Source organism: Microbacterium sp. S308A+ (assembly GCF_049800815.1).
GTDB lineage: Bacteria > Actinomycetota > Actinomycetes > Actinomycetales > Microbacteriaceae > Microbacterium.
The window spans coordinates 285,679-310,352 of record NZ_JBNAFT010000003.1; the positions used below are offsets into that span (position 1 = coordinate 285,679).

24 protein-coding genes and 1 pseudogene are annotated in these 24,674 nt (G+C 70.2%); 10 read left to right on the plus strand and 15 right to left on the minus strand.

Annotation, left to right across the window (positions count from 1 at the left end):
- Both ACP15J_RS10880 and ACP15J_RS10885 read left to right on the plus strand, forming a co-directional pair.
- A complete protein-coding gene (locus ACP15J_RS10880) occupies positions 1 to 1,227 on the plus strand; it encodes a glycosyltransferase family 4 protein (protein WP_424937009.1) in 1,227 nt (408 codons plus the stop codon).
- A 37-nt stretch (positions 1,228 to 1,264) separates the two neighbouring features.
- Positions 1,265 to 1,441, plus strand: a pseudogene (locus ACP15J_RS10885) (helix-turn-helix domain-containing protein); the annotation flags it as partial.
- A gap of 6 nt (positions 1,442 to 1,447) precedes the next feature.
- Here the strand turns inward: ACP15J_RS10885 and ACP15J_RS10890 are convergent.
- Positions 1,448 to 1,855 carry a hypothetical protein gene (locus ACP15J_RS10890; protein WP_424937010.1) on the minus strand — a complete coding sequence of 136 codons (408 nt, stop codon included), beginning with the start codon at positions 1,853 to 1,855 and terminating at the stop codon, positions 1,448 to 1,450.
- A gap of 72 nt (positions 1,856 to 1,927) precedes the next feature.
- A complete protein-coding gene (locus ACP15J_RS10895; RefSeq protein WP_424937011.1) occupies positions 1,928 to 2,980 on the minus strand; it encodes a DUF418 domain-containing protein in 1,053 nt (350 codons plus the stop codon).
- 688 nt (positions 2,981 to 3,668) lie between these two features.
- On the opposite strand from ACP15J_RS10895, the gene ACP15J_RS10900 reads away from it, so the two are divergent.
- Positions 3,669 to 4,112, plus strand: a complete 444-nt coding sequence (locus ACP15J_RS10900) for a hypothetical protein (RefSeq protein ID WP_424937012.1) — start codon at positions 3,669 to 3,671, stop codon at positions 4,110 to 4,112.
- Positions 4,113 to 4,201: 89 nt separating this feature from the next.
- Here the strand turns inward: ACP15J_RS10900 and ACP15J_RS10905 are convergent, their stop codons facing one another.
- The 3 genes from ACP15J_RS10905 to ACP15J_RS10915 all read right to left on the minus strand — a co-directional run bounded on the left by ACP15J_RS10905 (position 4,202) and on the right by ACP15J_RS10915 (position 7,221).
- Positions 4,202 to 5,746, minus strand: coding sequence for a helix-turn-helix transcriptional regulator (locus ACP15J_RS10905; RefSeq protein ID WP_424937013.1), 1,545 nt, complete (start codon positions 5,744 to 5,746; stop codon positions 4,202 to 4,204).
- Positions 5,747 to 5,902: 156 nt separating this feature from the next.
- Complete coding sequence (locus ACP15J_RS10910; protein WP_424937014.1) at positions 5,903 to 6,781, minus strand: hypothetical protein; 879 nt, start codon at positions 6,779 to 6,781, stop codon at positions 5,903 to 5,905.
- Positions 6,782 to 6,891: 110 nt separating this feature from the next.
- Positions 6,892 to 7,221 (minus strand): nuclear transport factor 2 family protein, encoded by a 330-nt coding sequence (locus ACP15J_RS10915; RefSeq protein WP_424937015.1) that lies wholly within the window; start codon positions 7,219 to 7,221, stop codon positions 6,892 to 6,894.
- A gap of 148 nt (positions 7,222 to 7,369) precedes the next feature.
- On the opposite strand from ACP15J_RS10915, the gene ACP15J_RS10920 reads away from it, so the two are divergent.
- Positions 7,370 to 8,074: an NRDE family protein gene (locus ACP15J_RS10920; protein WP_424937016.1), complete on the plus strand. Its 705-nt coding sequence runs from the start codon at positions 7,370 to 7,372 to the stop codon at positions 8,072 to 8,074.
- An 80-nt stretch (positions 8,075 to 8,154) separates the two neighbouring features.
- The gene (gene coaBC / locus ACP15J_RS10925) at positions 8,155 to 9,381 is read left to right on the plus strand and encodes a bifunctional phosphopantothenoylcysteine decarboxylase/phosphopantothenate--cysteine ligase CoaBC (protein WP_424937017.1); all 1,227 of its coding nucleotides are present in this window, start codon (positions 8,155 to 8,157) and stop codon (positions 9,379 to 9,381) included.
- Between the two features lie 189 nt (positions 9,382 to 9,570).
- Here the strand turns inward: coaBC and ACP15J_RS10930 are convergent, their stop codons facing one another.
- Both ACP15J_RS10930 and ACP15J_RS10935 read right to left on the minus strand, forming a co-directional pair.
- A complete protein-coding gene (locus ACP15J_RS10930; RefSeq protein ID WP_424937018.1) occupies positions 9,571 to 9,852 on the minus strand; it encodes a DUF1905 domain-containing protein in 282 nt (93 codons plus the stop codon).
- Positions 9,853 to 9,877: 25 nt separating this feature from the next.
- The gene (locus ACP15J_RS10935) at positions 9,878 to 10,258 is read right to left on the minus strand and encodes a DUF1761 domain-containing protein (RefSeq protein WP_424937019.1); all 381 of its coding nucleotides are present in this window, start codon (positions 10,256 to 10,258) and stop codon (positions 9,878 to 9,880) included.
- Positions 10,259 to 10,333: 75 nt separating this feature from the next.
- Here ACP15J_RS10935 and ACP15J_RS10940 point away from each other — a divergent pair, with 75 nt between their 5' ends.
- The 3 genes from ACP15J_RS10940 (at position 10,334) to ACP15J_RS10950 (ending at position 14,894) form a co-directional block, all read left to right on the plus strand.
- Positions 10,334 to 10,954 (plus strand): TetR/AcrR family transcriptional regulator, encoded by a 621-nt coding sequence (locus ACP15J_RS10940; protein ID WP_424937020.1) that lies wholly within the window; start codon positions 10,334 to 10,336, stop codon positions 10,952 to 10,954.
- Positions 10,955 to 11,069: 115 nt separating this feature from the next.
- Positions 11,070 to 13,265: an ATP-dependent Clp protease ATP-binding subunit gene (locus ACP15J_RS10945; RefSeq protein ID WP_424980936.1), complete on the plus strand. Its 2,196-nt coding sequence runs from the start codon at positions 11,070 to 11,072 to the stop codon at positions 13,263 to 13,265.
- Positions 13,266 to 13,439: 174 nt separating this feature from the next.
- Complete coding sequence (locus tag ACP15J_RS10950; protein WP_424980937.1) at positions 13,440 to 14,894, plus strand: alpha/beta fold hydrolase; 1,455 nt, start codon at positions 13,440 to 13,442, stop codon at positions 14,892 to 14,894.
- 37 nt (positions 14,895 to 14,931) lie between these two features.
- Here ACP15J_RS10950 and ACP15J_RS10955 read toward each other — a convergent pair whose 3' ends face one another.
- The 3 genes from ACP15J_RS10955 to ACP15J_RS10965 all read right to left on the minus strand — a co-directional run bounded on the left by ACP15J_RS10955 (position 14,932) and on the right by ACP15J_RS10965 (position 18,337).
- On the minus strand, positions 14,932 to 15,867 hold the full coding sequence (locus ACP15J_RS10955; protein WP_424937022.1) for a hypothetical protein: 936 nt from the start codon (positions 15,865 to 15,867) through the stop codon (positions 14,932 to 14,934).
- Positions 15,868 to 16,011: 144 nt separating this feature from the next.
- A complete protein-coding gene (locus tag ACP15J_RS10960; protein WP_424937023.1) occupies positions 16,012 to 17,529 on the minus strand; it encodes an APC family permease in 1,518 nt (505 codons plus the stop codon).
- Between the two features lie 217 nt (positions 17,530 to 17,746).
- Complete coding sequence (locus ACP15J_RS10965) at positions 17,747 to 18,337, minus strand: nitroreductase family protein (RefSeq protein WP_424937024.1); 591 nt, start codon at positions 18,335 to 18,337, stop codon at positions 17,747 to 17,749.
- Between the two features lie 195 nt (positions 18,338 to 18,532).
- On the opposite strand from ACP15J_RS10965, the gene ACP15J_RS10970 reads away from it, so the two are divergent.
- Positions 18,533 to 18,934 (plus strand): hypothetical protein, encoded by a 402-nt coding sequence (locus ACP15J_RS10970; RefSeq protein ID WP_424937025.1) that lies wholly within the window; start codon positions 18,533 to 18,535, stop codon positions 18,932 to 18,934.
- Between the two features lie 88 nt (positions 18,935 to 19,022).
- Here the strand turns inward: ACP15J_RS10970 and ACP15J_RS10975 are convergent, their stop codons facing one another.
- From ACP15J_RS10975 to ACP15J_RS10990, 4 genes are all read right to left on the minus strand, one after another.
- Positions 19,023 to 20,138: an ABC transporter permease gene (locus ACP15J_RS10975; RefSeq protein WP_424937026.1), complete on the minus strand. Its 1,116-nt coding sequence runs from the start codon at positions 20,136 to 20,138 to the stop codon at positions 19,023 to 19,025.
- Entirely contained in the window at positions 20,135 to 21,031 is an 897-nt protein-coding gene (locus ACP15J_RS10980) for an ABC transporter ATP-binding protein (protein ID WP_424937027.1), read from the minus strand. The genes ACP15J_RS10975 and ACP15J_RS10980 overlap by 4 nt, the downstream gene beginning before the upstream one ends.
- A gap of 129 nt (positions 21,032 to 21,160) precedes the next feature.
- Positions 21,161 to 21,859 (minus strand): response regulator, encoded by a 699-nt coding sequence (locus tag ACP15J_RS10985; protein ID WP_424937028.1) that lies wholly within the window; start codon positions 21,857 to 21,859, stop codon positions 21,161 to 21,163.
- Positions 21,856 to 23,166 carry a sensor histidine kinase gene (locus tag ACP15J_RS10990; RefSeq protein WP_424937029.1) on the minus strand — a complete coding sequence of 437 codons (1,311 nt, stop codon included), beginning with the start codon at positions 23,164 to 23,166 and terminating at the stop codon, positions 21,856 to 21,858. The genes ACP15J_RS10985 and ACP15J_RS10990 overlap by 4 nt, the downstream gene beginning before the upstream one ends.
- 163 nt (positions 23,167 to 23,329) lie before the next feature.
- Here ACP15J_RS10990 and ACP15J_RS10995 point away from each other — a divergent pair, with 163 nt between their 5' ends.
- Entirely contained in the window at positions 23,330 to 23,815 is a 486-nt protein-coding gene (locus ACP15J_RS10995; protein WP_424980938.1) for a hypothetical protein, read from the plus strand.
- A gap of 37 nt (positions 23,816 to 23,852) precedes the next feature.
- On the opposite strand, the gene ACP15J_RS11000 is transcribed toward ACP15J_RS10995, so the two are convergent.
- Positions 23,853 to 24,665: an HAD family hydrolase gene (locus ACP15J_RS11000; RefSeq protein WP_424937030.1), complete on the minus strand. Its 813-nt coding sequence runs from the start codon at positions 24,663 to 24,665 to the stop codon at positions 23,853 to 23,855.
- Between the last annotated feature and the right edge of the window lie 9 nt (positions 24,666 to 24,674).

Below are 24,674 nucleotides of genomic sequence, written 5' to 3' on the forward strand. Positions count from 1 at the left end.
GTGCACGTCGTCCTCTTCGGCGATCAGCACCTCGAGTCGCTCGGCGGCGCACAGGTGTCGATGCGGCTTCAGCGGAAGTACCTGGAGCGTGCGGGGCACACCGTCTCGGTCGTCGCGCCGGAGCTGCACGGGCACAGGGCCGCGGAGCGCCGCCGGTCGGGCGCCGTCGATCCCTCGTACCTCGACCTGCCCTCGTTCCCGATCACGGCCGACCGGGAGTACGCCATGACCTGGCCGGGACGGCGCACCGACCGGATCCTCGACCGCGCGCTCGCCTCCCGTCCGCCGGTGGATCTCGTGCACGTGCAGGCCGACTTCTGGGGCGCCTTCATCGGGCACCGTTTCGCGCACCGGCACGGTGTCCCGGCCGTGCACACGATGCACAACCGCGTCGATGTCGGCATCCAGGCGGTCACGCCGATGCATCGTCCGGTACTGACGGCCCTCAACGCCTGGCGCCGGAGCGCCTTGCGCGGGATCGGCGACCAGCCCTCGGGGAGGGACGGGTGGTCGTACCTGCGCGGCGTCGCCGCCGAGTCGCGCGCGGTGACCGCGCCCTCGGGGCACTTCGCGCGCCGGCTGGAGGAGCACGGCGTCTTCCCGTCCGTGGACGTGGTCTGGAACGGGATCGACGACGAGGTGCTGTCCGAGGTACTGGCCGCTGTGCCCGCCGCGCGGGAGCCGGGACCGCCGCGGCTCGTCTGGCTCGGGCGGATGAGCCCGGAGAAGCGGCTGCTGCCGTTTCTCGAGGCCGTCGTGGCCTCCGACGTCGAGGCCGAGGTCGAGATCGTCGGCGGCGGGGCGCAGCGGAAGGCGGCGGAGCGGATCGCGGCGCGCGCCGGGCGGCCGAGGATCCGCTTCCTCGGCCGCCTGTCCTATCCCGAGGTGCTCGCGCGCATGGCCGCGGCCGACGCGGTCGTGCAGACCTCGATCGGCTTCGAGACCCAGGGGATGACCCCGTTCGAGGCGGCGACCCTCGGCACCCCGACGATCGTCAGCGATCCCGACATCGCGGGCGAGCTGCGTGGCGGGCAGTGGACGGTGCCGGAGGGCGGAGCGGATGAGCGGACAAGGGTCGCCGCCCTGGCCCGTACGCTGCGCGTCGCGGTCGCGGACATCGCGGCGGGCGCGGCGCCGACACCGGATCCGGAGGTCGCCACGCAGTTCCGCCAGTCCTCTCGGACCGCGGCCATGATCGCGGTCTACGAGCGAGTGCTCGGGAGCTGACCCGTGCGATCGGGGCGGGGGGGGTAAGGCGGAGCACGGCATGACCCCGGCGGTCTGGCTCACGCGGCAGCGCGTGCTCCATGCCCGGCGTCTGCTGGAGCGGATGGATCTCGGGGTCGAGCGGATCGCGGAGGAGAGCGGGTTCGGGACCAGCTGCTGCCGTGCTCCGGCAGAATTCACCAGTGTGCGGGGTATGAGCCCGGTGCGGTCGTGAGCGAGGTCAGCGCCGACGGAAGAACGCGTTCGAAGCCGGCAGCCAGAGCAGCGCGATCGCGACGACTCCGACGGTGGCGGCGGCGATGTCAAAGGTGTCGTGGTGTGTGGTCAGGCCGAGAAGGCTGATGCCCTCAAGGGCGGTGAAGAAGATCCGGACGCGGCTGTCCCCGCGCCTGAGCTTTCCGAGAAGCGTCAACTGCACGATCGCGATCATCAGGCGAAGCGTGGGAGTCATGAACAGGAGAGGGCCGGACAGGGTCTCTCCGTCGACCTCAAGCGACCGGTCTGCGACGGCGAGCACCGTGACGCTCAGCAGCGTGAGGACCACGGTGAGGAGGTCGAGGACGATGGAGACGAGGAGCACCCAGAAGGCCACCTTCACCGATGCCGGGGTATTCGGGCGTGTGGTCAACGTCATGGATCCTCCAGGTGGCAGGCTCTTGACGCCGACGATACCGAGTGTCGTTCCTGCGACCCGACTAGGCTACGCGGTTCCCCTTATCGACGAGCGGTCTCGTCGAAGAGAGACCGGTCGGCCCCAGGTGGCTATCCGCAGGAGCCATTCGACGGGGCCGTAGGAGAACCGGCTGAGCCAGGCGCGGCTCGCGAGCGACTGCACGGCGATGATGACGAGGCTCATGGCGACGGCAGGCCAGGCGGAGGGCATGCGGGTGAAGTCGACGACCGCCGCTGTGGCGGCGACGAGCAACGCGCCGGTGACGTAGTTCGTCAGCGCCATGCGCCCGAGCGAGTCGAAGACGGCGGAGAGGGTGCGGCGGGCCGGAGTTCGCCACAGTGCGGAGAGGAGCATGGTGTATGCGACGGCGAGGACGAGCCCGGCCACGCCTCCGGCGAGAGTGAAGCGGGGGTCGCCTGGCTCAGTGAGCTGCCAGATGATGGCGGGGATGGCGAGGGCGGCCGTGGCCAAAGCGACGATGGCAACTCCTCTTCCACCGGCTTCGAGGATCGCAGGTACTCCGTAGGCGGCTGCTGCGGCTCCGAGCAGCATGAGCCCCGGGGTTGCGGCGAAGCCGCCACCGAGGAGCGCGTACGCGAGAGACGTGCCGACCATGCCCAAGGCTAGGACGAGCCACCGAGGGGCGAAGAGGACGGCGGGGAGGATGGCGAGGCCGACCGTGCCGTACTCGACGAGGATGTTTCCGGGATAGACGAGCATCAGCAGTCCGCCGATCGCAGCGAGCGTGACCAGCCGGCGCACGAGCGGCAGCCACGGCCGGGGTGCTCGTTCTCGAGCGCCCCGGAGAATCAGGAAGAGGCTCATGCCAAAGAGAACGACGAAGATCGGTACGAAGCGCGTCTGCACCGTGAGGTAGAGGATCTCCCGGGTCGGGTCGGGCTCGAGGGTGGTGTTCTCGTAGCCGAGCCGGGAGATGTCCAGGGAGTTCACCAGCAGGATGCCGGCCAGAGCGAACCCTCGGAGCGTGTCGAGGAAGGCCCAGCGTTGCCGGGGCACAGCATCGGGAGTGAGGTGGCCGCGGGTGTTCTGCCGTCTGACGGCTTTCGAGTCATTGCTCATCGGGACCACGGTATGCGCCATGTCGGGACGCCGAATCCTTCTCGCGTCGCATATAGAGGGATGCATGTCATTCGCATGGATGACATGCATCATTCCTTCGTGGAAGGCCCGTCGGCGGAGTCGAAGGCGTCGGCGTTCATCGCGATTCCGTGACCATTATGGATGATCATGGTGCCTCGACCTCGACCTTGATCGCCTCGTGAGGCGTGGTTCCTACGGCAGTGAAGATCCGGCGCGGGTACGGGGCGGAGATGAGGAGGTCGCTCGCAAGGAAGACACATCGAGCGTCGGGGCGGAGTAGCGTCGGCCGATCGTCGCGCACTCTGGCGCTGACGATGTTCGTCATCGCCGTCATCGGGGCGTAGCCGTGCCCGGTCGACGTCAGAGCTCGGCGGCACTGCTGCAGGATGTGCAGCAGTGATCAGAGCCTCAAGCGGCGATCGGCGGGAACGGTGCCCATCTAGGTTCTGCTGGTGGTCTGGCTTCGTCGATCGCGGCGACGTACTGGGACACCTGCGCCGTCGTCGTGTGACGAGGTACTGAGGCTCGCTGAATGGGAGGCGGCGGCTCATCAAGGAGCGATGCTGGCATGTGTTCCGGTGACCGCTCATGTCATGTCCCTCCCATGGAACAGGAAGTCATCCTCTGGGATGACGAGTGCAGCCGGCCGCTTTTCTAGGCTTATTGCATGCGACACATCACAAAATCGTGCCTGGTCTTCTCAGCCGCAATGATCGTCACCGTCGGAACGATCTCGCTGTCCGGATGCTCCATCCCGGTCGATCTCATCACCCACCGACAGACCGTGGAATACAAGAGCGCGGAGGACATGCACCGGGACAACGACGCCCCCGTCGATCGTCCCCGGTGGGTCCCAGAGGATGCGACGGACATCCGGATCACGAACAGGACCGACGGCCCGGGGTATATGGTTCGCTTCGTCTCGCCCACCCGCATCCCTGTTCTTGAAGGGTGCTCGGCGGTCGGCGCTGACGTCGCGCAGCTGGAGCCGGCGATCAGTGACGACGGATGGCCGCAGAAACTCCCCCAGACGGACAGGCAGCAATGCGACGGCGTCGTGGAGATCGCCAGGGAGGGGAACAACTGGTATCTCTGGCGCGCGGCGGACTGAATCGCGTGTGATATCCGGAGTTGGCTCCCGAGAGGTGTTGTCCCACTTCTCGGGAGCCAACTCTTTCGTGTGCGCATCCTCTCTTCTGCTTAGCGTGGGCCCGTGCGCATCGCTTGGCTGAGGTATTCGGCGCGGGTGCGGACGCCGGCCTTTCGATAGACAAGATGAAGATGCACTTCGACGGTGCGCTCGGATATTCCGAGGGTTGCCCCGATCTCGCGATTGGTGAGCCCTTGGAGAAGAAGACGGGCGACGTCGCGCTGCCGGGGCGAGAAATCCGTGGTGTGCCATATATGCGTGGCGGGGGCATGGGTGCGATGGGTGCGGATGGCCGCGAGGGATCGTTCGCCGGTCACGGCGCCGTCCGCCTCGTAAGGGGTGGAGTCGCGCTGCCGCAGGAGTCGGTCGTAGTGGAGGGAGAGGTCGGTCTCGAAGGGGATGTCCTTCGCCGCGAACAGGGCGATGTAGCGGGGGACGACTCCGGCCGCGGCATGCTCCATAGGGCAGGTCCTGATGGCGTAGGCGAGGGTGTGTGCGGCGCCGGTGAGGTCTCCGGCATGGATCTGAAGCCCGACCTCCATGCTGCGCACCTGGGCGAGGGTCAGCGGGGTGAGCCGTTCGCTGCCCGGCCTCCACCCGGTGGCGTCCTGTCCGGCGTGGGCGGAGAGGAACAAGCGGGCGCACAGCGAGTCCGCGTCCTCTGCCTCGCCGGCGTGCCAGTGGTCCCCGATGCGCCCGATGAGAGCGAGGGTGCGCTGATCGGCGTCCGTCTCGGCGACCTGTTCCAGCATCCGGGTCACCGCCTGGGCGCGTCTGGTCGGGGGCAGGTCTTCGGAGGGTCCGATGCGGATCGCGTCGATCAGATCGTGCAGAGCGGCGTCACGGACGGGATCGAGGTGTTCCTTCGCCTCCTCCAAGGCACCGTTCCAGAACGCGGCGCGGCCGAGAATCGAGCGGGCCGAGGCGAGGGTCGTCGGCTCGGTGAGCTCGATCGCCCCTCGTGCGAGGGTGGCCGCGTTCTCGGTGAACCCCCGGCGCAGCTGCTCCCCGGCCGCGCGGACCAGGCCCTGCGCGACCGTCCTGGCCTCGCCCAGCCCGCCGCGCTGCTGATGCAGGAGCGCGGCGGCCTCCAGTCCCATGCGACGCGTCGCTCGGGCGAGGTCCGCGTGGGCCTCCAGTCGCTCCGGCACGGTCGCGTCGCTCACGAGGAGCGAACGCAGTCGGCCGTCCTGGAACACCGTGCGGCCGTTCTCGATCGACAGGCACGCCTGCACAGGTCCCAGCAGAAGAACGCCCGCATCGACCGCCGCGGCGTCCAGGATCACCGACGCGTCCCCGGTCAGGTCCAGAGCCGCGCGGAGCAGGACGCGGCGCTCGGCGGGCGTGTAACCCGCGAGGGTGACCTCCTCGGTCATCGCCGGCACGAAGGGGAGCGTGGAGGGAAGCGATTCCTCGCCTTGCAGTTGCCGAGGCCGGAGATGCGCTGTCAGCTCTCGCAGCGCCGCCGCATCGCCGTGAGCGAACTCGGCGAGCACGTTCGCGACCCGGGGGGAGGGCAGCGTCCCGGCCGCGTGGGTGAGTAGCGTCAGCGTCGACATCAGCGGCCGATGCGTCTTGGATCTTCGTTCCCTCATCTGGGTTTCGTCGCCTCGGGTAAGACCTGAGCCGGTCATCTGCTCTTCCTCGTTCGTCGGCGTGGCGATGGTTCGCCACGGAGCCGAGTGCCGTCGCGAAGACGATTCTTGACGGGCGCCTTGACGTGCCACCGGGGGGGTGTGAAAGCGGCTGGCTCAGCCCCACTCAATGCTGAGCCAGCCGGGGCCGAAGCTGCGCCGGATCGCATGCGCCGTGGTGCCTTGGACCGGGTGGCGCGGATGCACCCGCTCGCCCTCGCCGTTCTCCTCTGTCTCCTGGACCCACGCGGGCACCGCTGCGGGGTCGAACTGCACCCAGATGGCGAGCTCGCGCGTTCGGCGGAGGGTACCGTGGGCCGCGGCGTACTGTGGCGGATAATCGGGGGGCAGATCGAAGCCGTACTCAACGATGGCGGTCTCGGGCGCCCGCAGCTCCGTTTCGAGCACGATCCGCGCACCGATCATCGCGTTGCTCGGGTGGGTGAACTCGAAGGCCACGTCAGCGCCCCGGACCGTGAGGATCCGAGGGCGTGAAGGAGTATCGGGATCGACGGGGATGACCATCGCAAGAGACCGCACTCCCTTGCCCGTGGTCGCCTGGTGGAGCGAGCGGGTTCGGAGGCTCTTCAGAGCGCCATCGGGGCCGACGGTGGCCACGGTGGTCGAGGAGATCTCGCGGATGCGCTCCGACGGGTCTGCGTCGATCGCTGCGAGGGTCTCCGTGGTCCAGCGCTCGTGCTCGTCGGCGAACACCGTGCCGGGAGCAGGAGACTGGCCAGGCCTGCGGGAGGGGCCTAGGGCGTCGACGAGTGCGCCGGGATCGAGCCCGAGGATCTCTTCCAGGGCGTGGACGACGGCGCGGGACTGCTCGCCCTCCGGTCGACGCGCCCCTGAGCGCCAGTAGCTCAGGGTCGCCAGCGAGATCGGGATCGCCTGCGCGGCCAGGCGTCGGCGCAGCTGAGAGAGGGAGACGCCCTGCGTCTCGATCGCGTGGCGGAACAGGTGCGCGAAGGCGGTGTCTTCTCGGAGTGGCATGGCTTTCCTGTGCTCTCATCGCTCCCGCCGGTGTCGGGCGCGTCCGGGCAGCGGCGAGGGCCGTCCACCGTCGCAGCGCTCTGTGTGCGGGCGGCCCTGCTCGTCGCGGGTCAGCCTTCGCGGATGGTCATCTTCGCCAGCAGGTCTCCGCGCACGTCGAACACGAATCGCGACCGCCCGTTGGCGTAGTTGCTGCGCCAGTCGCCGACGACGGTCACCGCCGTGCCGTCGACGTGCACCTCTTCGGGCGTGAGGATTCCGGCCGAGCCGATGAACTCCTTGTCGCTCCAGCGCTTGATCTCCTGACGGCCGGGGAACGTGCGTCCCCAGTCGTCCACGGCGCCGTCCTCGGTGAAGGCGTCGAGGAAGGCCTGCTCGTCGTGGCGGTTCACGGCGGCGATGAAGGATGAGACCGGCTCGGGGATGTCGAGTGCGGGCATGGTGGAACCTCTCTATAGCGACTCTATGCAGAGATATATCTCTGCCACAGGCTCACTGTAGCGTCGTAGCGCACGGCGTGCCAAGCCCGACTCCGCCCGGCCCGGTCGGGCGGAGTCCACATCGTCCGCCGGCTCCTAGACTGGCGGCGTGTGCACGGTCGTGATCGAGATCGCCGCAGAGGGCGTGGCGCGGGTGCTCGCGGTGCGTGACGAGGACCCGCAGCGGGAGTGGGATGCGCTCGGCCCCTGGTGGCAGGACGGTCATCCCGGTGTCATCGGGATCCGCGACCGGCGGGCCGGCGGGGCGTGGCTCGCCGCCGATCCCGGGCGCCGGCGTCTGGCCGTCCTGCTCAACCGCGCGGACGTGCGCGGCCTCCCCGAGGACCGAACGGTGTCCCGGGGCGCCCTCGTGCTCGACGCGGTCGCGGGCAGGGCGCCCTCTGCGGCCGACGGTTCGCTGCCGCACCACGGGTTCAACCTGCTGGAGGTCTCGCCCTCGGGCGCGCGGGTGCTCTCCTGGGACGGGGTGCTTCTTCGGGAGACGCCGGTGCCGCCGGGCGTGCACATGATCGCGCACGACGACCTGGACGACCCGGCGACCGCCCGGATCGCCCGCTGGCTCCCCGTCTTCCGGGACCGGGCCTCCCAAGGACTGGACTGGCCCGAGGGATGGGTCGACCTCCTCGCAGAGACTGCGAGGCTGGACCCCGAGGACGACCGCGCGATCATCCGCGACAACCGGCCGCACGGATATCCGACCCAGTCGCTGCTCTACTGCGTCGCCCTCGTATCGCCTGACGGAGTGGTGCTGCGCGACGAGAAGCTCCCGCATCCCGGCCGCTGGGACCGCTGAGCCGCCGCAGTCGCGTGCCGAGGCGTGTCCTTCCCTGAGTCGGCGGCCCGGCTGCGGCCGGCGTCGGGCAGAATCGAGGGGTGGACATCGTCGTAGGCGTCTCGGGCGGCATCGCCGCATACAAGACGGTGCAGGTCGTCCGGCTGCTGACCAAGGCGGGGCACGACGTCACCGTCGTCCCGACCGAGGACGCCCTGCGTTTCGTCGGCGCGCCGACCTGGGAGGCGCTGAGCCGGAACCCGGTCACCACGAGCGTGCACGACGACGTGGCCAGAGTCCGCCACGTGGCGCTCGGTCAGGCCGCGGACCTGGTGATCGTCGCCCCTGCGACGGCCAACACCATCGCGCGGATGGCGGCGGGGATCGCCGACAACCTCCTCGGTACGACGCTGCTGGCCACCGAGGCGCCCGTGGTGATCGCCCCCGCCATGCATGCCGAGATGTGGCGCCATCCTGCCACGCAGACCAACATCCGCACGCTCCGCGCGCGCGGGGTGCGGATCGTGGGGCCGGCCGACGGAGAGCTCGCCGGCGGGGACAGCGGCCCCGGCCGGATGAGCGAGCCGGAGGAGATCGTCGCGGTCGCGCTCGACGCGGTCGCGCCGCAGGATCTCGCCGGTCTCATGGTGGCGGTGTCGGCGGGCGGCACGCGTGAGCCGATCGATCCGGTCCGCTACCTGGGCAACCGATCGAGCGGCCGGCAGGGCGTCGCGATCGCCCGTGCCGCTGCGGAGCGAGGCGCCGAGGTCGTGCTCTTGGCAGCCAACGTCGGCGTCGACGTGCTCGCCGAGGCCTCGCACGCGCGGATCCGTGTGGAGCCGGTGGCCACGGCCTCCGAGCTCGGGGCGGCGATGGCCACCGTGGCGCGGGGCGCGGATGTCGCGGTGATGGCCGCCGCGGTCGCCGACTACCGGCCCGCGCAGGCGTCGGAACAGAAGCTGACCAAGGAGAACGGCCGCCTGGAGCGGATCGAGCTGGTCGAGAACGAGGACGTGCTCGCCGGCCTCGCCGCCGCCCGCGCGCGGGGGGCCGCGCCGGGCGGGCAGGTGCTCGTGGGGTTCGCCGCGGAGACCCTGGCCGATCCCGAGGCTCGTCGGGGACGCGCCCGTCGCAAGCGTGAGCGCAAGGGGGTGGATCTCCTCGCGGTGAATCTCGCCGACGCCGAGCACGGGTTCGAGCGCGACGACAACGCGATCGAGCTCATCGGCGCCGGCGGCGCGGTGGTGGCCACGGCCGCGGGGTCCAAGCGCACGGTGGCGGGGGCTCTGTGGGACGCCGTCGTCGCTCTTCGCCGTCGAACCGTGTGACGCGTCGTTTGTCGGAGCTTCGCGGCTCTGTCGGCCTGAATGAGATCCCGGGCCGTCAGGGTTGCGATGCCCCGACGTCGCGTACCGATGTCGGAACGGCGAGACCGCTCTTCAGCCGTGCATCCGCTCTTCAGCCGTGCATCCGGGCCTGACTGCGATCGGCCGGACCGCTGTCCCGCCGGCTCCGGATCAGTTCAGGCGCGCGGTGAGGTGGACGGTGACGTCGTCGCCGTCCGTCTTCCCGATCCGCTTCCGTATCGCGGCGGCGACGGGGAGCTTGTGCGTTCCGTCGCCGAGCGCCATGAAGGCGCCCCGGAACGGCTCGCCGTCGACGGTCCCCTCGACCTTCACGAGTCCGCGCGTCCCGAAGATCGTCGCGGAGTCGGGGAGTTGGACGCAGGTCCAGGTGTCACCGGCGCGGACCTTGCCGAGCGTGGCGGTGAAGACGATGTCAAGGGGCGTGTGGTCCATGGTTCCTTCTTCCGTTTCCGGTCTTTCAGACGAAGAGTCCTGTGATGGCGCCGATGAGGGCGAGCTTGACGATCCAGTCGATCAGATGGATCCCTGCCGCGCGCAGGTCGGTGTTCTCGTGGACGACGCCGCCCATGAGCAGGACGAGAGGGAGGATCGACAGCGCGGTGCCGAGGAGGGCGCCGGCGAGCGCGCCATGCCAGCCGGCGGCCAGCATCAGGCCCGCGAGGAGGCAGGAGGCGAGAAGGCTCCGGGTGGCGACCGACGCCATCTGGACGGCGCGGGAGAGCCCTGGCCGTGGCGTGCTCGTCCGCATGACGAGGGCGGACACCGGGGGGAGGGCGTACAGTGCAGCGCTGGCGACGAACGAGGCGATCGTCGCGAGTGCGATGCCGAGAACCATCATGATCCACTCCTTTAGTACTGATGAGTACTTAATGTACGAGCCCCTTTCGGAACTGTCAAGTACTAAAATGTCGACATGGCATCCGTTCCGGTCTCGCGTGGCCGACCCGCCGGGCTCACCGGAGACGACCTCATCGCCGTGGCGCGAGACGTGTTCCTGGAGCGGGGGTTCCGCGGTGCGTCGATGGACGAGGTCGCGAGGAGGGCCAGGGTCTCGAAGGCGACCCTCTACCGCGAGCACGCCTCCAAGGGAGCGCTGTATGCCGCGGTCGTGCGGCACTGGGCTTCCGCCGGGCGCGATGCCATGCGCCCGGCGCTCGAGCTCCTGCGGGACTCTGCCGACGTGCGTGCGGGACTGCTCGCCCTCGCTGCGACCATGCGCGCGGGAATCCTGAGCCCCCCGGTGCTGGCGATGCGTCGGCTGGTCACGGCGGAGGCGGCGGATCAGCCCGAGGTCGCGCGGACCTACCTGGAGGAGAGCTGGGGCGCCAACATCCGTGCGCTGGCGGCGGCGCTGCGATCGGTCGCGGCGGAGGGGCGTCTGCGGATCGAGGACCCTCATGTCGCTGCCGAGCAGTTCACCTGGCTGGTCATCGGCGCCCCCCTGAACGCGCGGATGCTGGCCGGATCCGGTGGCGACGCCGACGACGTAGGCGCTGTCGACCTCTTCCTGGCGGCCTATGCCGCCGGTGAGTGAGAGCTCCTGGCGTTCTCCACGCCCTCTTGCTAAACTTGAGTCAAACTAACTCAAGTTTGGATCGAACGATGGTCCGTGCGACGAGAGACAGGCGAAGGAGACCCCAGGAGGACGAATGGCCACCCCCGCGAACAGTGCGACCGCGAACGGCGAGCAGCAGAGCGCCCTGGAACAGTTCGGCATCAACCTGACCGACCGTGCCCGGCAGGGAAAGCTCGACCCGGTCATCGGGCGGGACAGTGAGATCCGTCGGGTGAGCCAGGTGCTCACCCGACGGACGAAGAACAACCCTGTGCTGATCGGCGAGCCGGGCGTCGGCAAGACGGCCGTCGTCGAGGGGCTTGCGCAGCGCATCGTGGCGGGAGACGTGGCGGAGTCACTCAAGGGCAAGGAGCTCGTCGCCCTCGACATCTCGGCGCTCGTGGCCGGCGCGATGTACCGCGGGCAGTTCGAGGAGCGGCTCAAGAGCGTGCTCAAGGAGATCACCGAGTCCGAGGGTCAGATCATCACCTTCATCGACGAGCTGCACGTGCTTATGGGGGCAGGTGGCGGCGAGGGGTCGGTCGCCGCCTCGAACATGCTCAAGCCCATGCTCGCCCGCGGCGAGCTGCGTCTCATCGGCGCGACGACTCTCAACGAGTACCGCGAGTTCATCGAGAAGGACGCCGCGCTCGAACGACGGTTCCAGCAGGTCTACGTGGGCGAGCCGACCGTCGAGGACACGATCGCGATCCTCCGCGGTCTCAAGGAGCGCTACGAGGCGCACCACAAGGTCGCCATCTCCGACGGGGCGCTCGTGGCCTCGGCGGCGCTCTCGAACCGGTACCTCCCCAGCCGGCAGCTGCCCGACAAGGCGATCGACCTGATCGACGAGGCCGCCTCGCGCCTGCGGATGGAGATCGACTCCGCCCCGCTCGAGATCGACGAGCTGCGCCGGCACGTGGACCGCCTGAAGCTCGAAGAGCTGGCGCTGAAGAAGGAGAAGGACCCGGCGTCCAAAGAGCGCCTGGCCAAGCTCCGCGACGACCTCGCCGCCGAGCAGGCGAGGCTCGACGACCTGCAGGCCCGGTGGGAGCGTGAGCGCTCGACCCTGAACCGCGTCGGAGACCTGAAGACGCGCCTGGACGCGGCGCGCGGCGAGGCCGAGCGGGCCCAGCGGGAGGGCAACCTGGAGAAGGCGTCGCGGCTCCTGTACGCCGAGATCCCCGGCCTCGAACGCGAGCTGCACGATGCCGAGCGCGCGGAGGACACCGACGAGCGCATGGTCGGCGACCAGGTCACGGAGGAGGACATCGCGAGCGTCATCTCGGCATGGACCGGCATCCCCATCGGCCGCCTCATGCAGGGCGAGACCGAGAAGCTGCTGCACCTGGAGAGCGAGCTGGGCAAGCGCCTGATCGGGCAGAAGGACGCCGTGAAGGCCGTGTCCGACGCGGTGCGACGCTCCAGGGCCGGGATCAGCGACCCTGGCCGCCCCACCGGCTCCTTCCTGTTCCTCGGCCCCACCGGGGTGGGCAAGACCGAGCTGGCGAAGGCGCTCGCCGCGTTCCTCTTCGACGACGAGCACGCCATGGTGCGTATCGACATGTCGGAGTACGGCGAGAAGCACTCCGTCTCCCGGCTCGTCGGGGCGCCCCCGGGGTACGTCGGCTATGAGCAGGGCGGCCAGCTCACCGAGGCCGTGCGGCGTCGCCCCTACGGCGTCGTCCTCCTGGACGAGGTGGAGAAGGCGCATCCCGAGGTGTTCGACATGCTGCTCCAGGTGCTCGACGACGGGCGGCTGACCGACGGGCAAGGGCGGACCGTCGACTTCTCCAACGTCATCCTCATCCTCACCAGCAACATCGGGTCGCCGATCCTCATCGACCCGACGATGACTTTCGAGGGCAGGCGCGAGGCGGTGATGACCCTCGTGCGGCAGGCGTTCCGTCCCGAGTTCCTCAACCGTCTCGACGACATCGTGATGTTCCAGGCCCTGAGCGAGGACGACCTGGCGCAGATCGTGGAGCTCGCGGTCGACCAGCTCCAGACACGGCTGCGGGATCGGCGCCTGACCCTCGCGGTCACGCCGGACGCCCGGGCATGGCTGGCCGAGCGCGGGTACGACCCGGTGTTCGGCGCCCGTCCGCTGCGCCGGCTCATCCAGACCGAGGTGCAGAACCGGCTTGCCACCGCGCTGCTCTCCGGCAACGTGCACGACGGAGACGTCGTCCGGGTGGACGTCTCCGCGGACGGGACGGGTCTCGTGCTCACGAGCGCCGGGCCCGCTCCCGAGGCGGAGGACGTGGTCGAGGCCGAGCTTCTCGACTGACCCCGCCCGCAGAAGGACGACCCGGCCGTGGCGCTCGTCGCCATGGCCGGGTCGTCCTCCGCTCCGCGCGGCTCTCCTGCTGCCGGGGTGGCGGAGGGCGGACAGCGTCTGTTCGGCCCCGATGTCCTAGAGTCTCCGGTGTCCTGAAATCGGTGTTCTGAGGAGGTGGCGACAGTGGCGCGAGGAGGACGTCTTCTCGGTGCGATGGCCGCCGTGGCCGGTGTGCTCCTCCTGGCGGGGTGCGGCGACCCCGCCTCTCCGGTGCGACAGCCCGAGAGGGCTCCGGCGGGCGATCCCCGGTCCCCGTACACGATCGCATGGGGGCAATGCGCCCGTGGCCCCCTGGGGCTCGATCCAGGGGTGGAGTGCGGGTCCATGACGCTGCCCGTCGACTGGGCGGACCCCGATGGCGAGAGGTTCACGACCACCGTCTACCGGAAGAAGGCGGCCGGCCCTTCCCGGGGGACGTTCCTGAACTTCCCCGGCGGTCCAGGCTCGACCGCCGACACCGGCTTCGACGCGATCGCGGAGTTCGCGCCGGGCTATGACCTGATCGGCATCGACCCGCGTGGCGTGTCCGGTGACGGGCTCCTCCTGTGCGATCTGCGGGAGACGCTGCGGCTGCCGCTCGTCCCCCCGGCGGAGGAGAGCCCGTTCGCCGGATTCGCGGCGACGAGCGCGCGCTTCGCGGCGAGCTGCTCGACGCGTCCCGCCAGCCTGCAGGCCCACCTCGACGCCTACAGCAACGCACGCGACGCCGATGCCTTCCGCAGCGCTCTCGGCATCGACCGCGTCGGGGTCTACGGCTTCTCCTACGGCTCCCTGCTCGGGGCGCGGTACGCCGAGCTCTTCGGGTCGCGGGTGACGGCGACGGTGCTGGAGGGCGTGCTCAACCCGCAGCAGTCGGCGATCGAGTTCGAGACCGTCGCCGCCCGGGGCACCCAGGAGATCTTCGACGCCTTCGCGGACTGGTGCTCCGCCGAGGAGGAGTGCGCTCCGCTGGGCAACGACGCCGCCGGGGCGCTCCGGCGGGCGATCGGAAACGTTGAGGGGGGCCGGATCCCCGGGATGAGCTCGTCCGGTCGCCCGTGGGAGCCCGCCGCCGTGGTCCAGGTGGTCGAGGGCGCGATCGGCTCCGGGGACTACGTCGCGGGGGTGGCGCTCCTCGCCAGCATCTCCGACGAGGAGCCCGGCGGGTTCGACGAGGGAGCGACCGAGGACGATGCGCCCACCCTGTGGTTCTTCCCCGACCGTATCGTCTGCTCCGACTTCGACCTGCGCATCTCGTCGGCCGAGGACATGCGAGCTCTCCTGGCGCAGACCGGCGCGGTCGCACCGGACGTGCAGGTCGCTCCCGAGTCGATGGGCTACCTGTCCACCTGCGCCACCGGCATCGCCCCCAGCCCCGGGGCCGGGGCGCCGTTCGCTCCGACGACCGATCGCCCGATCCTGCTCCTGAGCAACCGGCTCGATCCGTCCACCCCGCGGGAGTGGGCGGACCAGGTGGCGGATCGGCTGGGGTCGAAGGCCCAGCATATCGTCGCCGACCTGATCGGGCACGGCGGAGCGTTGGGGGAGCCGGACGTCCTCGCGGCCGTGTCGGCGTACGTGGACGCGGCGACCGGCTGAGCCGCCGGGCGGCCGATCCCCTCCCCGCTCGCCCCGGTCAGGGCCTGCTGCCGCTCGGGCCGACACCGGCCTCCCGGAAGGCCTTCCGGATCCTCTTCACGCTGTCCTCGAGCGCCGCGCGGTCCGCGGGGACCCCGGTGAGGAGCTCGCGACTGGGCGGGACGTTCATGAGGGTTCCGTCGAAGTCCTCATGGCGGATCGCCGCCTCGTCCCACAGGCGCTCTCCCCGCTGGGAGATCTCGTTCGGACGGGTGAGAGGAGCCCCCGCCTCGACCCTCTCGCCGAGGACGACGCCGGTGCTCACCCATTCCCGCTGCGCCGCGTGGCGCTCGGCGGACAACCGGGTGAAGGCCAGGTACGTCCCCCAGGCCATGATCTCGGTCTGCAGCCGATAGCGCTCCTCGCCGCCGCACATGCCCCGCACCTGCTGCTCTCCCAGCTCGACCCGCTGCTGGACGAGTTCCTCGATCCGCTCCAGGCTGCGGTTCACGTTGTGCACGTCGCCGCCGGGGGCGACGCGGTAGACCCACACCCTCTCGTATCGTCGGTTTCCCGCCTCGTCGAGATCGGACAGGTAGTCGTTGGCGATCTGGTTGGCCGCCCCCAGATCGTCGGTGAGCGCGACGAAGCCCGAGGAGCGGTCTCGCGTGTTGATCGTGTGCCGGACGAGGTCCATGTTGCTGCCCCAGGCAGAGAAGCCGTCCCGGAAGACGACCTCCGGCGGACGGGTGTCGACCCGATAGAAGACCCTCGGAAGCTCTCCCGCGAACTGGTCTCCGGTCTGGTGCTGCCGGCCGGCCTCGTACGGGCACGTCGTCGTGGCGTCGGGTGAAGGGCGTACCCCTCCGGTCGTCTCATCTGCGGCCAGGGCCGGGCCGGCCGTGGTCATCGCTCCCAGCGCCGTGCTCGCCGCCAGGGTGAGCCCCACGAGGGCTCGGTGGCCGGGGCGCCGCCGCGTCGTTCGTCCGTTCATGCATCCTCGCTATCACACTAGTGTGATCACACTAGCAAAGATGTGGCGCGGGGTGACGCGGCGCTGCCCGGCTCCGGGGCCTCGGCCTTCTGCGAGATGTCGCCGGCGTCGTTTCTCCTGCGCGACCGCTCTGCCGCCGCTCTTCTACCGCCCGGCGCCGCCGATCGAACGAGCACCGGATTTGAGGTCGGCGGCCAGCTCCTGACCGAGCACCGAATGCCGTCGGGAGTAGCCGAAGTAGATGATCATGCCGGCCGCGAGCCAGACCGCGAACCGGATCCAGGTCTCCGTGCTGAGGTTCAGCATGAGCCAGAGGCAGGCGATCGCGGCGATCCAGGGGAGCCACGGCGAGAACGGCACGGTGAACGGGCGCTTCAGGTCCGGGCGGGTGCGACGCAGGATCGGCACGCCGATGCACACCAGCACGAAGGCGGAGAGGGTGCCGATGTTGATCATGTCGCCGAGCACCTGCACGTCGGTGAAGCCGGCGATGATCGCGATGATCGCGCCGACCACGAGCTGGATGCGCACCGGCGTCCCGCGCTTCGGGTCGGTCACGCTGAGGCCGCGGGGGAGCAGGCCGTCGCGGCTCATCGCGAACACGACCCGGGCGAGTCCGAGCAGCAGAACCATGACCACCGTCGTGAGCCCGACGAGGCTGCCGATCGAGATGACCTTCGCGGCCCAGGTGGCCCCGACGAGCTCGAACGCGCTCGACAGCGACGGCGCGTCGAGCTTGGCGAGGTCGGCGTAGGAGACCATCCCGGTGATGACGATGGTGACGAGGACGTAGAGGACGGTCACGATCAGGAGCCCCAGCATGATCCCGCGGGGCACGGTGCGCTTGGGGTCCTTGGCCTCCTCGGCGCTGGTGGCCACGACGTCGAAGCCGATGAACGCGAAGAACACCAGCGCGGCGCCGCTGAGGATCCCGAAGACGCCGTACACGGACGGATCCGCGCCTGTCATGAACGAGAACAGCGACTGGGTCCATACGCTGTCGGCGGCTGGCCCGGGCTGGGCGGGCGGGACGAACGGGGTGAAGTTCGCCGGGTTCACGAAGAAGAAGCCGACGACGATCACGAACAGCACGATCCCGACCTTGATGATCGTGAACACCGCGTTCACCCGGCTCGACAGGCGCGTGCCGAGCGCGAGCAGCAGCGTGAAGATCGCCACGATGACCACGGGTCCCCAGTCGAAGGACAGGGGGCCGATCGGGATGGTCATCGGGATGTCCAGGTCGAAGAGCGCGACCGCGTTGCCGAGGTACACGCCCCAGTACTTCGCGATCACGGCCGCGGCCATGAGCATCTCGAGGATGAGGTCCCAGCCGATGATCCAGGCGAGGAACTCGCCCAGCGTCGAGTAGGTGAACGTGTAGGCGGAGCCCGCGACCGGGATCGAGGAGGCGAACTCGGCGTAGCAGAGGATCGCGAGCCCGCAGACGAGCGCGGCGATGAGGAAGGAGACGATCACGGCGGGTCCTGCACGGTGCGCGGAGGCCTCTGCGCCGACCGAGAAGATCCCGGCCCCTACCGCGACCGCCACGCCCATCACGGCCAGGTCGCCCACGCCGAGCGCGCGTCGGAGCGACCGACGTTCGTCCTGCGTCTCGGCGATCGACTGCTCGACGCTCTTCACCCTCCGAGGCATGCCCATGGGCCCTGATCCTAGGGGGACGTCGTGCGTCGGGGACAGCAATCCCCCTGCGTGGCCGGGGATCCGATGGCATACACGGCCGCAGGAGGTCACTGTGTTCGCGGGATCGCGACCTGTGCCGGGCGGATGGAGAGGAGGGGACCGGGGGCTCGGCGACGTCCGCGCAGGCATCGAGCCCCGGCCGCGAGGGAGAGCGGGCCGGGGCTCGAAGAGGGCGTCAGGCGCTGGCGACGATCGTCTCGTCGAGGGCGCGGCGGACGCGAGGCGCGGACTCGCGCTCCTGCAGGGCCTCGGGGAGGAGGGTGGCGGGGTCGCCCAGCTCCCCGACGGCGATGACCGTGGTCGGGGCGAACCGCTCGTCGAGGTCGACGAGCTCGCGGATCCGCTCCGGGACGAAGCCGCTCATCTGGTGGACGACGAGGCCGTCGTGGTGGGCCTGCACCGAGAGGTGTGCGACGGCCTGCCCGAGGTCGTAGAGGGCGTGGGTGTAGGGCGTGCCGTCGGCGGTCGCGGTCTCGGCGACCGCGACGATCAGCACGGCCGCGTTCCCGGCCCAGGTCTGGTTGAAGCCCATGAGCGCCGACTGGATGCCCTCGTGCAGGGATGTGCCGCGACGGGCCACGATGAAGCGCCAGGGCTGCGAGTTGTTGGCGGAGGGCGACCAGCGGGCCGCCTCGAGCGCGGAGGCGAGCCTGGCCTCGTCGATCGGGGCGGACGGGTCGAAGGCGCGGGGGCTCCATCGATCGGCGAGGACCTCCAGGAGGGGGTGCTCCGTGGGGGCGGTGCGATCGAGGACGGGGGTGCTCATGGGCGTGCTGGCCTTTCGGATCGTTTCGTCTTCCGGACCCCATTGTCCGCGTCCTCACCTCTAACCTATGTATGCGCATGCATATTCCCGAAGGCATCTCTGCCCGGCGGATTGCGCGATCGCCGGGCCGGCGTGGTTCGATGGGCCTTCGAGGCCGATCCGGCCCGACGGCGTGTGGCGGAGGAGGCGCGGACGATGCCCGAGCGCGCTGCAGGCTCGCCGACGGTCTCCCAGGTGGCCTCGTGGTGGGGGAGAGCCCTCCGTGTCGACCGGTCGGAGGTCGGCTTCTTCGCCTGTCTCGTCGGACCGCTGGCGGTCGGCGTCCTCCTGAACGGCGTGGTCCGTCCGGCCATCGGCCACGCCCTCGGCGGTATGCGGCGCGCCCCGGGGGCGGCGGTGCGCGGCTCGGACGTGTACTGGGAGTTCGACGCGGCGACGCAGGCCGCGCATCCGTTCCTCACCCGATTCCTGGAGGTGAGCGACGGGACCGTGGCGATGTGCGTCGTCGGGCTCGTCGTGGTCCTTCTGCTCGGTCGCTGGGGGCTGCGCCGGCGTCGCTCACGGTCGCACGACGGCGGGCCGGCCGCCGCAGGGTAGCCCCGTCCGCGACCGCCGTCCAGGAACGACGAAGGGTCCCGGCGTCGCACCGGGACCCTTGCTGTCTGCGCCGATCGGCCTGGGCGGCTCAGCCGCGCAGCGCCTCCGCCAGCGTCACCCGCGCGCCCATCCGCAGCAGGGAGTTCTCGTAGATCTTCGCGGCGACCAGGATCGCTGCGACGCATGAGGCGATGAGGATCACGAGCGAGAGCAGGGGCTCCCACCACTGGGCGTCGCCCAGGAACAGCCGCAGCGGCATCCCGACCGGTGCCGAGAAGGGCACATACGACATGATCGTCATCACGAGCGGGTTGTCGTTGAAGAGGATCACGAGGATGTATGGGGCCATCACGAGCATCGTGATGGGCATGGTCGTCGAGCCGATGTCCTCCTGCCGCGAGACCATCGCCGCCGCGGCCGCGAAGAGCGCGGCGAGCAGGATGAAGCCGAACAGGAAGAAGATCGCGAACCACAGGATCGGTGCGCCGATGCCGCTGAGCACCGCGTTCTGGCCGGTGACCATGAGGCCGATCACCGCGATCGCGGCGAGGGCGAGGATCTGCGCCATCGCGAGGATCGTGTTGCCGATCACCTTCCCGGCGAGCAGGGCCCTGGTCGGGATCGCCGAGATGAGGAGCTCGACCACGCGAGTCTGCTTCTCCTCCACCACGCTCTGCGCGATCGTGCCGCCGAACGTGGACGCCGCCATGAGGAACACGACGCCGAAGCCGATGGCGATGAAGTAGCGCAGGAGCGGGTTCGTCGTCGCCGGTTCGAGGACCTGCACCTCCGGCGTCTTCGCGAGCGACATCACGAGCGACTCCGGGGTCTTCTCGAGCACGATGACCCTGTAGCCGAACGTCGGATCGTCGCTCGGGACGAGCGCGGCCTCCACGGTGCCATCCCTGACCAGCCTCTCGGCTTCCGTGGCGTCGGACGCCTCGGTGACCTTGACGCCCTTGTCGGCCTGGACGGCGGCCGCGGTCTCACTCGTGACCGCGACGGCGGTCTGCGAGGGCGCCTTGCTCGTGAACCCGCCGATGAGGACGCCGGCGAGGGCGATCAGCAGAAGGATCCCCGTCGAGATGAGGAACGCCTTGCTGCGCAGCTTGGAGGAGATCTCCCGCTCGGCGACGAGCCAGATGGCGCTGCCGGCGCTCGTTCCGCCGGTGCTCTGCGTGCGCGTGCTGGTCGAGACGGTCACTGGATGACCTCCTTGAAGATCTGGGCGAGAGTGGGATGCTGGGGCGCGAAGGAGGTGACCTCGCCGCGCTCGACGGCGCTGCGGAGGATCCGCTGCGCCGTCTCGGAGCCGTCGACGTCGAACACCGCGCTCCCTCGTTCGAAATCGACGACGGTGACGCCGGGCTCGGCGCGGAGCCAGCCCGCATCCCCCGTCGTGCTCAGCTCGTACCGGAGGGTGGAGTGCCGGGCGCGCAGCTCCTCACGGGAGCCCGACGCGCGGACGGTGCCGCCGGCGATGATCACGAGGTCGTCGCAGAGGCGTTCCACGACGTCCAGCTGATGAGAGGAGAAGAGGATCGACGTTCCCTGGGCCGCCTTGCTCTGCAGGACTCCCGCGACGACGTCGACGGCGATCGGATCGAGGCCCGAGAACGGCTCGTCGAGGATCAGCACCTCCGGGTCGTGGACGAGGGCGGCAGCGATCTGCGCGCGCTGCTGATTGCCGAGGGAGAGTGATTCGATCTTGTCCTCCAGGCGTTCGCCGAGGCCGAGCTCGGTGAGCAGCGACGTCGCCCGTGCCGTCGCGTCCGCGCGGGCGAAGCCGTGCAGCCGCGCGAGGTACACGATCTGCTCGAGCACCTTCATCTTGGGGTAGAGACCGCGCTCCTCGGGCATGTACCCGAAGCGCTGACGGTCGCCGGAGGTCACGGGCCGCCCGTCCAGGACGACCGTGCCGTCGTCGGCGGCGAGCACGCCGAGGATGATCCGCATGGTGGTGGTCTTGCCTGCGCCGTTGCCCCCGACGAAGCCGGTGAGCCGGCCGGGGGAGACGCGGAAGGAGACGTCGTCGAGCACACGCCGCGAGCCATAGCTCTTGACGATGCCGGAGAGGTCGAGAAGGCCTGTGGTCATGCTCCTCACGCTAGGAGGACGGGCGGCGGCGCCACATCCCCCGTGAGGCGGATAGGCGGCTCGCGCTGTCGGATTCTCCTCGGGTCGCCGGCCGCGGGTCGCCGGCCGCGGGCGTCGTCCGGCCTGCGGTCAGCGGCGGGCGGTGAGACCGTGGCGGTGGGCGAGCACCACCGCCTGCACACGGTCGCGGGCCCCGAGCTTCTGCAGGATGCGGGAGACGTGGGTCTTCACGGTGGCCTCGCCGATGTACAGCTCCCCGGCGATCTCGGCGTTGCTCCACGCCTCGGCGAGGAGGCGCAGCACCTCCGCCTCACGCTCGGTGAGCGGCTCGGCCAGCACCATGCCGGGGCCGACGACGCCTGCCGCCGGGTAAGGAGGCGACGGCGCGGGGTCCGGCTTCATGGCGAAGCGGTGCAGGACTCTCCTGGTGACCTCAGGGGACAGCATCGCGTCCCCTGCGCCGAGGGCGCGCACGGCGGCGATCAGCTCCTCCGGCCCGGTGTTCTTGAGCAGGAAACCGCTCGCCCCCGCGTCCAGCGCCTCGAAGAGGTAGTCGTCGCGGTCGAAGGTGGTGACGATCGCGATCGAGGCGTCCACCGACGGATCGGCGACGAGCAGGCGAGTCGCCTCCAGGCCGTCCATATCCGGCATCTGCACGTCCATGGTGATCACGTCGGGCGCCAGCGAGGCGGCGAGCGCCACGGCCTCGGCGCCGGTGGCCGCCTCGCCGACGACCTCGATCCCGTCCTGCAGATCGAGCACCGTGCGGAACCCGGCGCGCAGCATCGCGTGATCGTCGACGAGGAGAACGCGGATCGGGTCGGTCATCGGGTCCCTTCCGTGGCGGAGCGGTCGCGCGGATCCGGGCGCGCCCGCTCTGCCGTGTCATCCTGCGGGGCGAGGGGAACGGTGGCGCGCACACGGAACCCGCCGGCGGGGCGCGGGGTGAGCTCGATCGTCCCGCCCGAGGCCAGGGCGCGCTCCCGCATCCCCAGCTGTCCGAGGCCGGGGCGCAGGCCGGTCACCACGCGGCCGGTGTTCACGACCTCGAGCTCGACCGTTCCGCCGGTGTAGCGCACGCGGACGTCCGCGACGGCGTCCGGCCCGGCATGACGGCGTGCGTTGGTGAGGGATTCCTGCGCGATGCGATAGAGGTTCACGGTGATCAGGGCGGGCACCGACGTAGGCTGGCCGATGACCGTGTACTCGGTGGGGAGCCCCGCCGAGGACGAGGCGGCGGCAAGGGTGCCGATGTCCGCCATCGTCACGGTGGAGGAGGGCTCGTCCTCTTCGTTCCCCGGTGTGCGCAGCGTCTCCAGGAGCTGGCGGAAGTCATGGATCGCCTCGCGAGAGGCCGCCTCGACGTCGACGAGGATCCGCTTCGCGGCAGCGGGGTCCCTGTCCACCGTCAGCCGGGCCGCCCCGGCCTGCACGCCCATGACTGAGACATGGTGGGCGACGACGTCGTGCAGCTCCCTGGCGATCCGCACCCGGTCCAGCGCCACCGCCTGCGCCGCGTTCACCTCGCGTTCCCGTTCGAGCTCCGCCGTGCGCTGTTCGAGGGCCGAGCGCTGCCCCGCGGCGTTCCAGGAGCGCTCGCCGAAGTAGTAGGCCCCGCCGAAATAGAGCGCGTTCAGCAGCAGCTGCAGCATCATGTAGGCCAGGTAGGGCGAGAGCGCCCCGGCGACGATCTTCTCCTCCGCCGCCTGCTCGATCGCGCTCCGGTACATCACGGTGACGAGCCAGAACGCCATCCCGACGATGATCGCGACGCGCACCAGGAGCGCCCGACGTCGGTCGGACATCCAGGCCCCGATCGTGTAGAGGCCGATGAACACGGCGATGTTGCCGATGTAGAGCTCGGGAACCTTGAACGTCACACCCACGAAGTAGGCGAGCGACACCACGACGGCGGCGAACCCCGGCCATCGTCGCCGGACGGCGAGCGGCAGGGTCGTGAAGAGGGCCAGGACCAGCGCCGTCCACAGCGGCGCCTGCTCGTCGCCGTAGATCTGCGCGATCGAGGTCAGGGCGGCGCTGAGGATGCCGCCGCCGAACAGGATCATCGCCAGCCACAGATCCCCGCGCAGGTCGCTCTCGGTCGGCGTGCGCGTGAAGGGCGCGAGGGGCGGCATCCTCCTACCGTAGGACTCCTGGCGGACCGAGGCATCCCCCGCGCGACGGAACCCGGCTTTCTGCCGGCTCGGGTTGCTCCCTTGACGCCGACCTCAAGCAGGGACTGCCGCGTATCCCCCCAACATCCACGCCGCCCGCCTGAAGGAGCTTCAGGCGGGCGGCGTGATCCGCCGGGTTCCGCTGCGCAACGGCGGTCTCGTCTATGAGCTCACCCCGTACGGTCGCGCGCTGGAGCCGATCCTGCTGGCGCTGGGACGCTGGGGCCTCCAGGCCATGGGCGATCCGACGGAGGGGGACGTCGTGACCCCCGACTCGCTGACGATGATGTTGCGCGCCTCCTTCCAGCCGGCACGAGCGGACGACCTCGACGTCGAGCTCCACGTCGGTGACATCGCGTCGCGGGTGCAGATCCGAGACGGCGCGCTGGAGGTCATCCGGATCGCTCCGCCGGCGCCGCCCGTGGGCGGAGCGGTGCCCGAGGGGGAGCCGGAGGCGGTGATCGTCGCCGGGCCGCGGATCCGCCGGCTGATCGCCGGCGAGGTGACCCCTGCGGAGGCGATCGCGCAGGATCTCGTCGCGGTGGTCCATGGCGAGGAGGCGACTCTCGACCGGTTCGCCCAGGCCTTCCGCATCGCTGCTGTCGCCTGACTCGGCTGCCGTCTCGTCCGCGGCGTCGCGTGGTGCGTCAGGCCAGGAGGCGCTCGATCGTGATGGCCACGCCGTCGTCGTCGTTCGAGGGGGAGATCTCGTCGGCCGCGTCGCGCAGCGGGTCGATCGCGTTCGCGACCGCGACGCCGTGCCCTGCCCACCGCACCATCTCCAGGTCGTTGAGACCGTCGCCGAACGCGACGACCTCCGTGCGGTCGACGCCGAGGTGCGTGCACAGCTGCGCGAGCCCGCTGGCCTTGGTCACACCTTCCGCCATCACCTCGACGAAGGGCGCCCCGGACATCGTCGCCTCGAAGCCGCGCAGACCGAGCCCCTGCAGCGTGACGAAGATCTCGGCGAGGGGGACCTCCGGGTGCCGGATGACGATCTTCAGGCTGGGCTCGGCCACCACGTCCGACAGCGGCACCCCGCCCATGGTCCTGGGGTCGCGCTTGTGGTCGCTGAGACGTGCCAGCGCGGCGTAGCCGTCCTGCGCGACGAAGCGCTCGCCCGCCTCGCGCACACTCGCGAAGAGCACGCCGGGGAGGGCTGCCGTGAGCGCATCGACAAGCTCTCGTTGCACGGCTGCGGGGATCTCCTGAGTGAACAGCAGGTCGCCACGGGTGAGGTGGATGCCGAACGAGCCGTTGCCGCACAGCGCCCATTCCGTGAACGCCGCCCCGGCCGCCACCTCGCGGAGGCCGATGGGCTGGCGTGCGGTCACGGGGACGACGTGGACCCCGGACGCTCGCGCCGCGTCGAGCGCCGCTCGCGTGCGCGGCGAGACGCCGCCATCGGAGGCGAGGAGCGTGTGGTCGAGGTCGGTCGCGATCAGCCGGGGGCGCCGCATGGTCAGGGG

Excerpts from the sequence above, each read along its gene's own strand:
- ACP15J_RS10945 (WP_424980936.1), top strand. The coding sequence starts at position 11,070 with ATGGCCACCCCCGCGAACAGTGCGACCGCGAACGGCGAGCAGCAGAGC.
- ACP15J_RS10930 (WP_424937018.1), bottom strand. The coding sequence starts at position 9,852 with ATGGACCACACGCCCCTTGACATCGTCTTCACCGCCACGCTCGGCAAG.
- ACP15J_RS11000 (WP_424937030.1), bottom strand. The coding sequence starts at position 24,665 with ATGCGGCGCCCCCGGCTGATCGCGACCGACCTCGACCACACGCTCCTC.
- ACP15J_RS10940 (WP_424937020.1), top strand. The coding sequence starts at position 10,334 with ATGGCATCCGTTCCGGTCTCGCGTGGCCGACCCGCCGGGCTCACCGGA.
- ACP15J_RS10905 (WP_424937013.1), bottom strand. The coding sequence starts at position 5,746 with ATGAGGGAACGAAGATCCAAGACGCATCGGCCGCTGATGTCGACGCTG.
- ACP15J_RS10955 (WP_424937022.1), bottom strand. The coding sequence starts at position 15,867 with ATGAACGGACGAACGACGCGGCGGCGCCCCGGCCACCGAGCCCTCGTG.
- ACP15J_RS10935 (WP_424937019.1), bottom strand. The coding sequence starts at position 10,258 with ATGATGGTTCTCGGCATCGCACTCGCGACGATCGCCTCGTTCGTCGCC.
- ACP15J_RS10900 (WP_424937012.1), top strand. The coding sequence starts at position 3,669 with ATGCGACACATCACAAAATCGTGCCTGGTCTTCTCAGCCGCAATGATC.
- ACP15J_RS10910 (WP_424937014.1), bottom strand. The coding sequence starts at position 6,781 with ATGCCACTCCGAGAAGACACCGCCTTCGCGCACCTGTTCCGCCACGCG.
- ACP15J_RS10965 (WP_424937024.1), bottom strand. The coding sequence starts at position 18,337 with ATGAGCACCCCCGTCCTCGATCGCACCGCCCCCACGGAGCACCCCCTC.
- ACP15J_RS10990 (WP_424937029.1), bottom strand. The coding sequence starts at position 23,166 with ATGCCGCCCCTCGCGCCCTTCACGCGCACGCCGACCGAGAGCGACCTG.
- ACP15J_RS10985 (WP_424937028.1), bottom strand. The coding sequence starts at position 21,859 with ATGACCGACCCGATCCGCGTTCTCCTCGTCGACGATCACGCGATGCTG.
- ACP15J_RS10970 (WP_424937025.1), top strand. The coding sequence starts at position 18,533 with ATGCCCGAGCGCGCTGCAGGCTCGCCGACGGTCTCCCAGGTGGCCTCG.
- ACP15J_RS10960 (WP_424937023.1), bottom strand. The coding sequence starts at position 17,529 with ATGGGCATGCCTCGGAGGGTGAAGAGCGTCGAGCAGTCGATCGCCGAG.
- ACP15J_RS10895 (WP_424937011.1), bottom strand. The coding sequence starts at position 2,980 with ATGAGCAATGACTCGAAAGCCGTCAGACGGCAGAACACCCGCGGCCAC.
- ACP15J_RS10980 (WP_424937027.1), bottom strand. The coding sequence starts at position 21,031 with ATGACCACAGGCCTTCTCGACCTCTCCGGCATCGTCAAGAGCTATGGC.
- ACP15J_RS10915 (WP_424937015.1), bottom strand. The coding sequence starts at position 7,221 with ATGCCCGCACTCGACATCCCCGAGCCGGTCTCATCCTTCATCGCCGCC.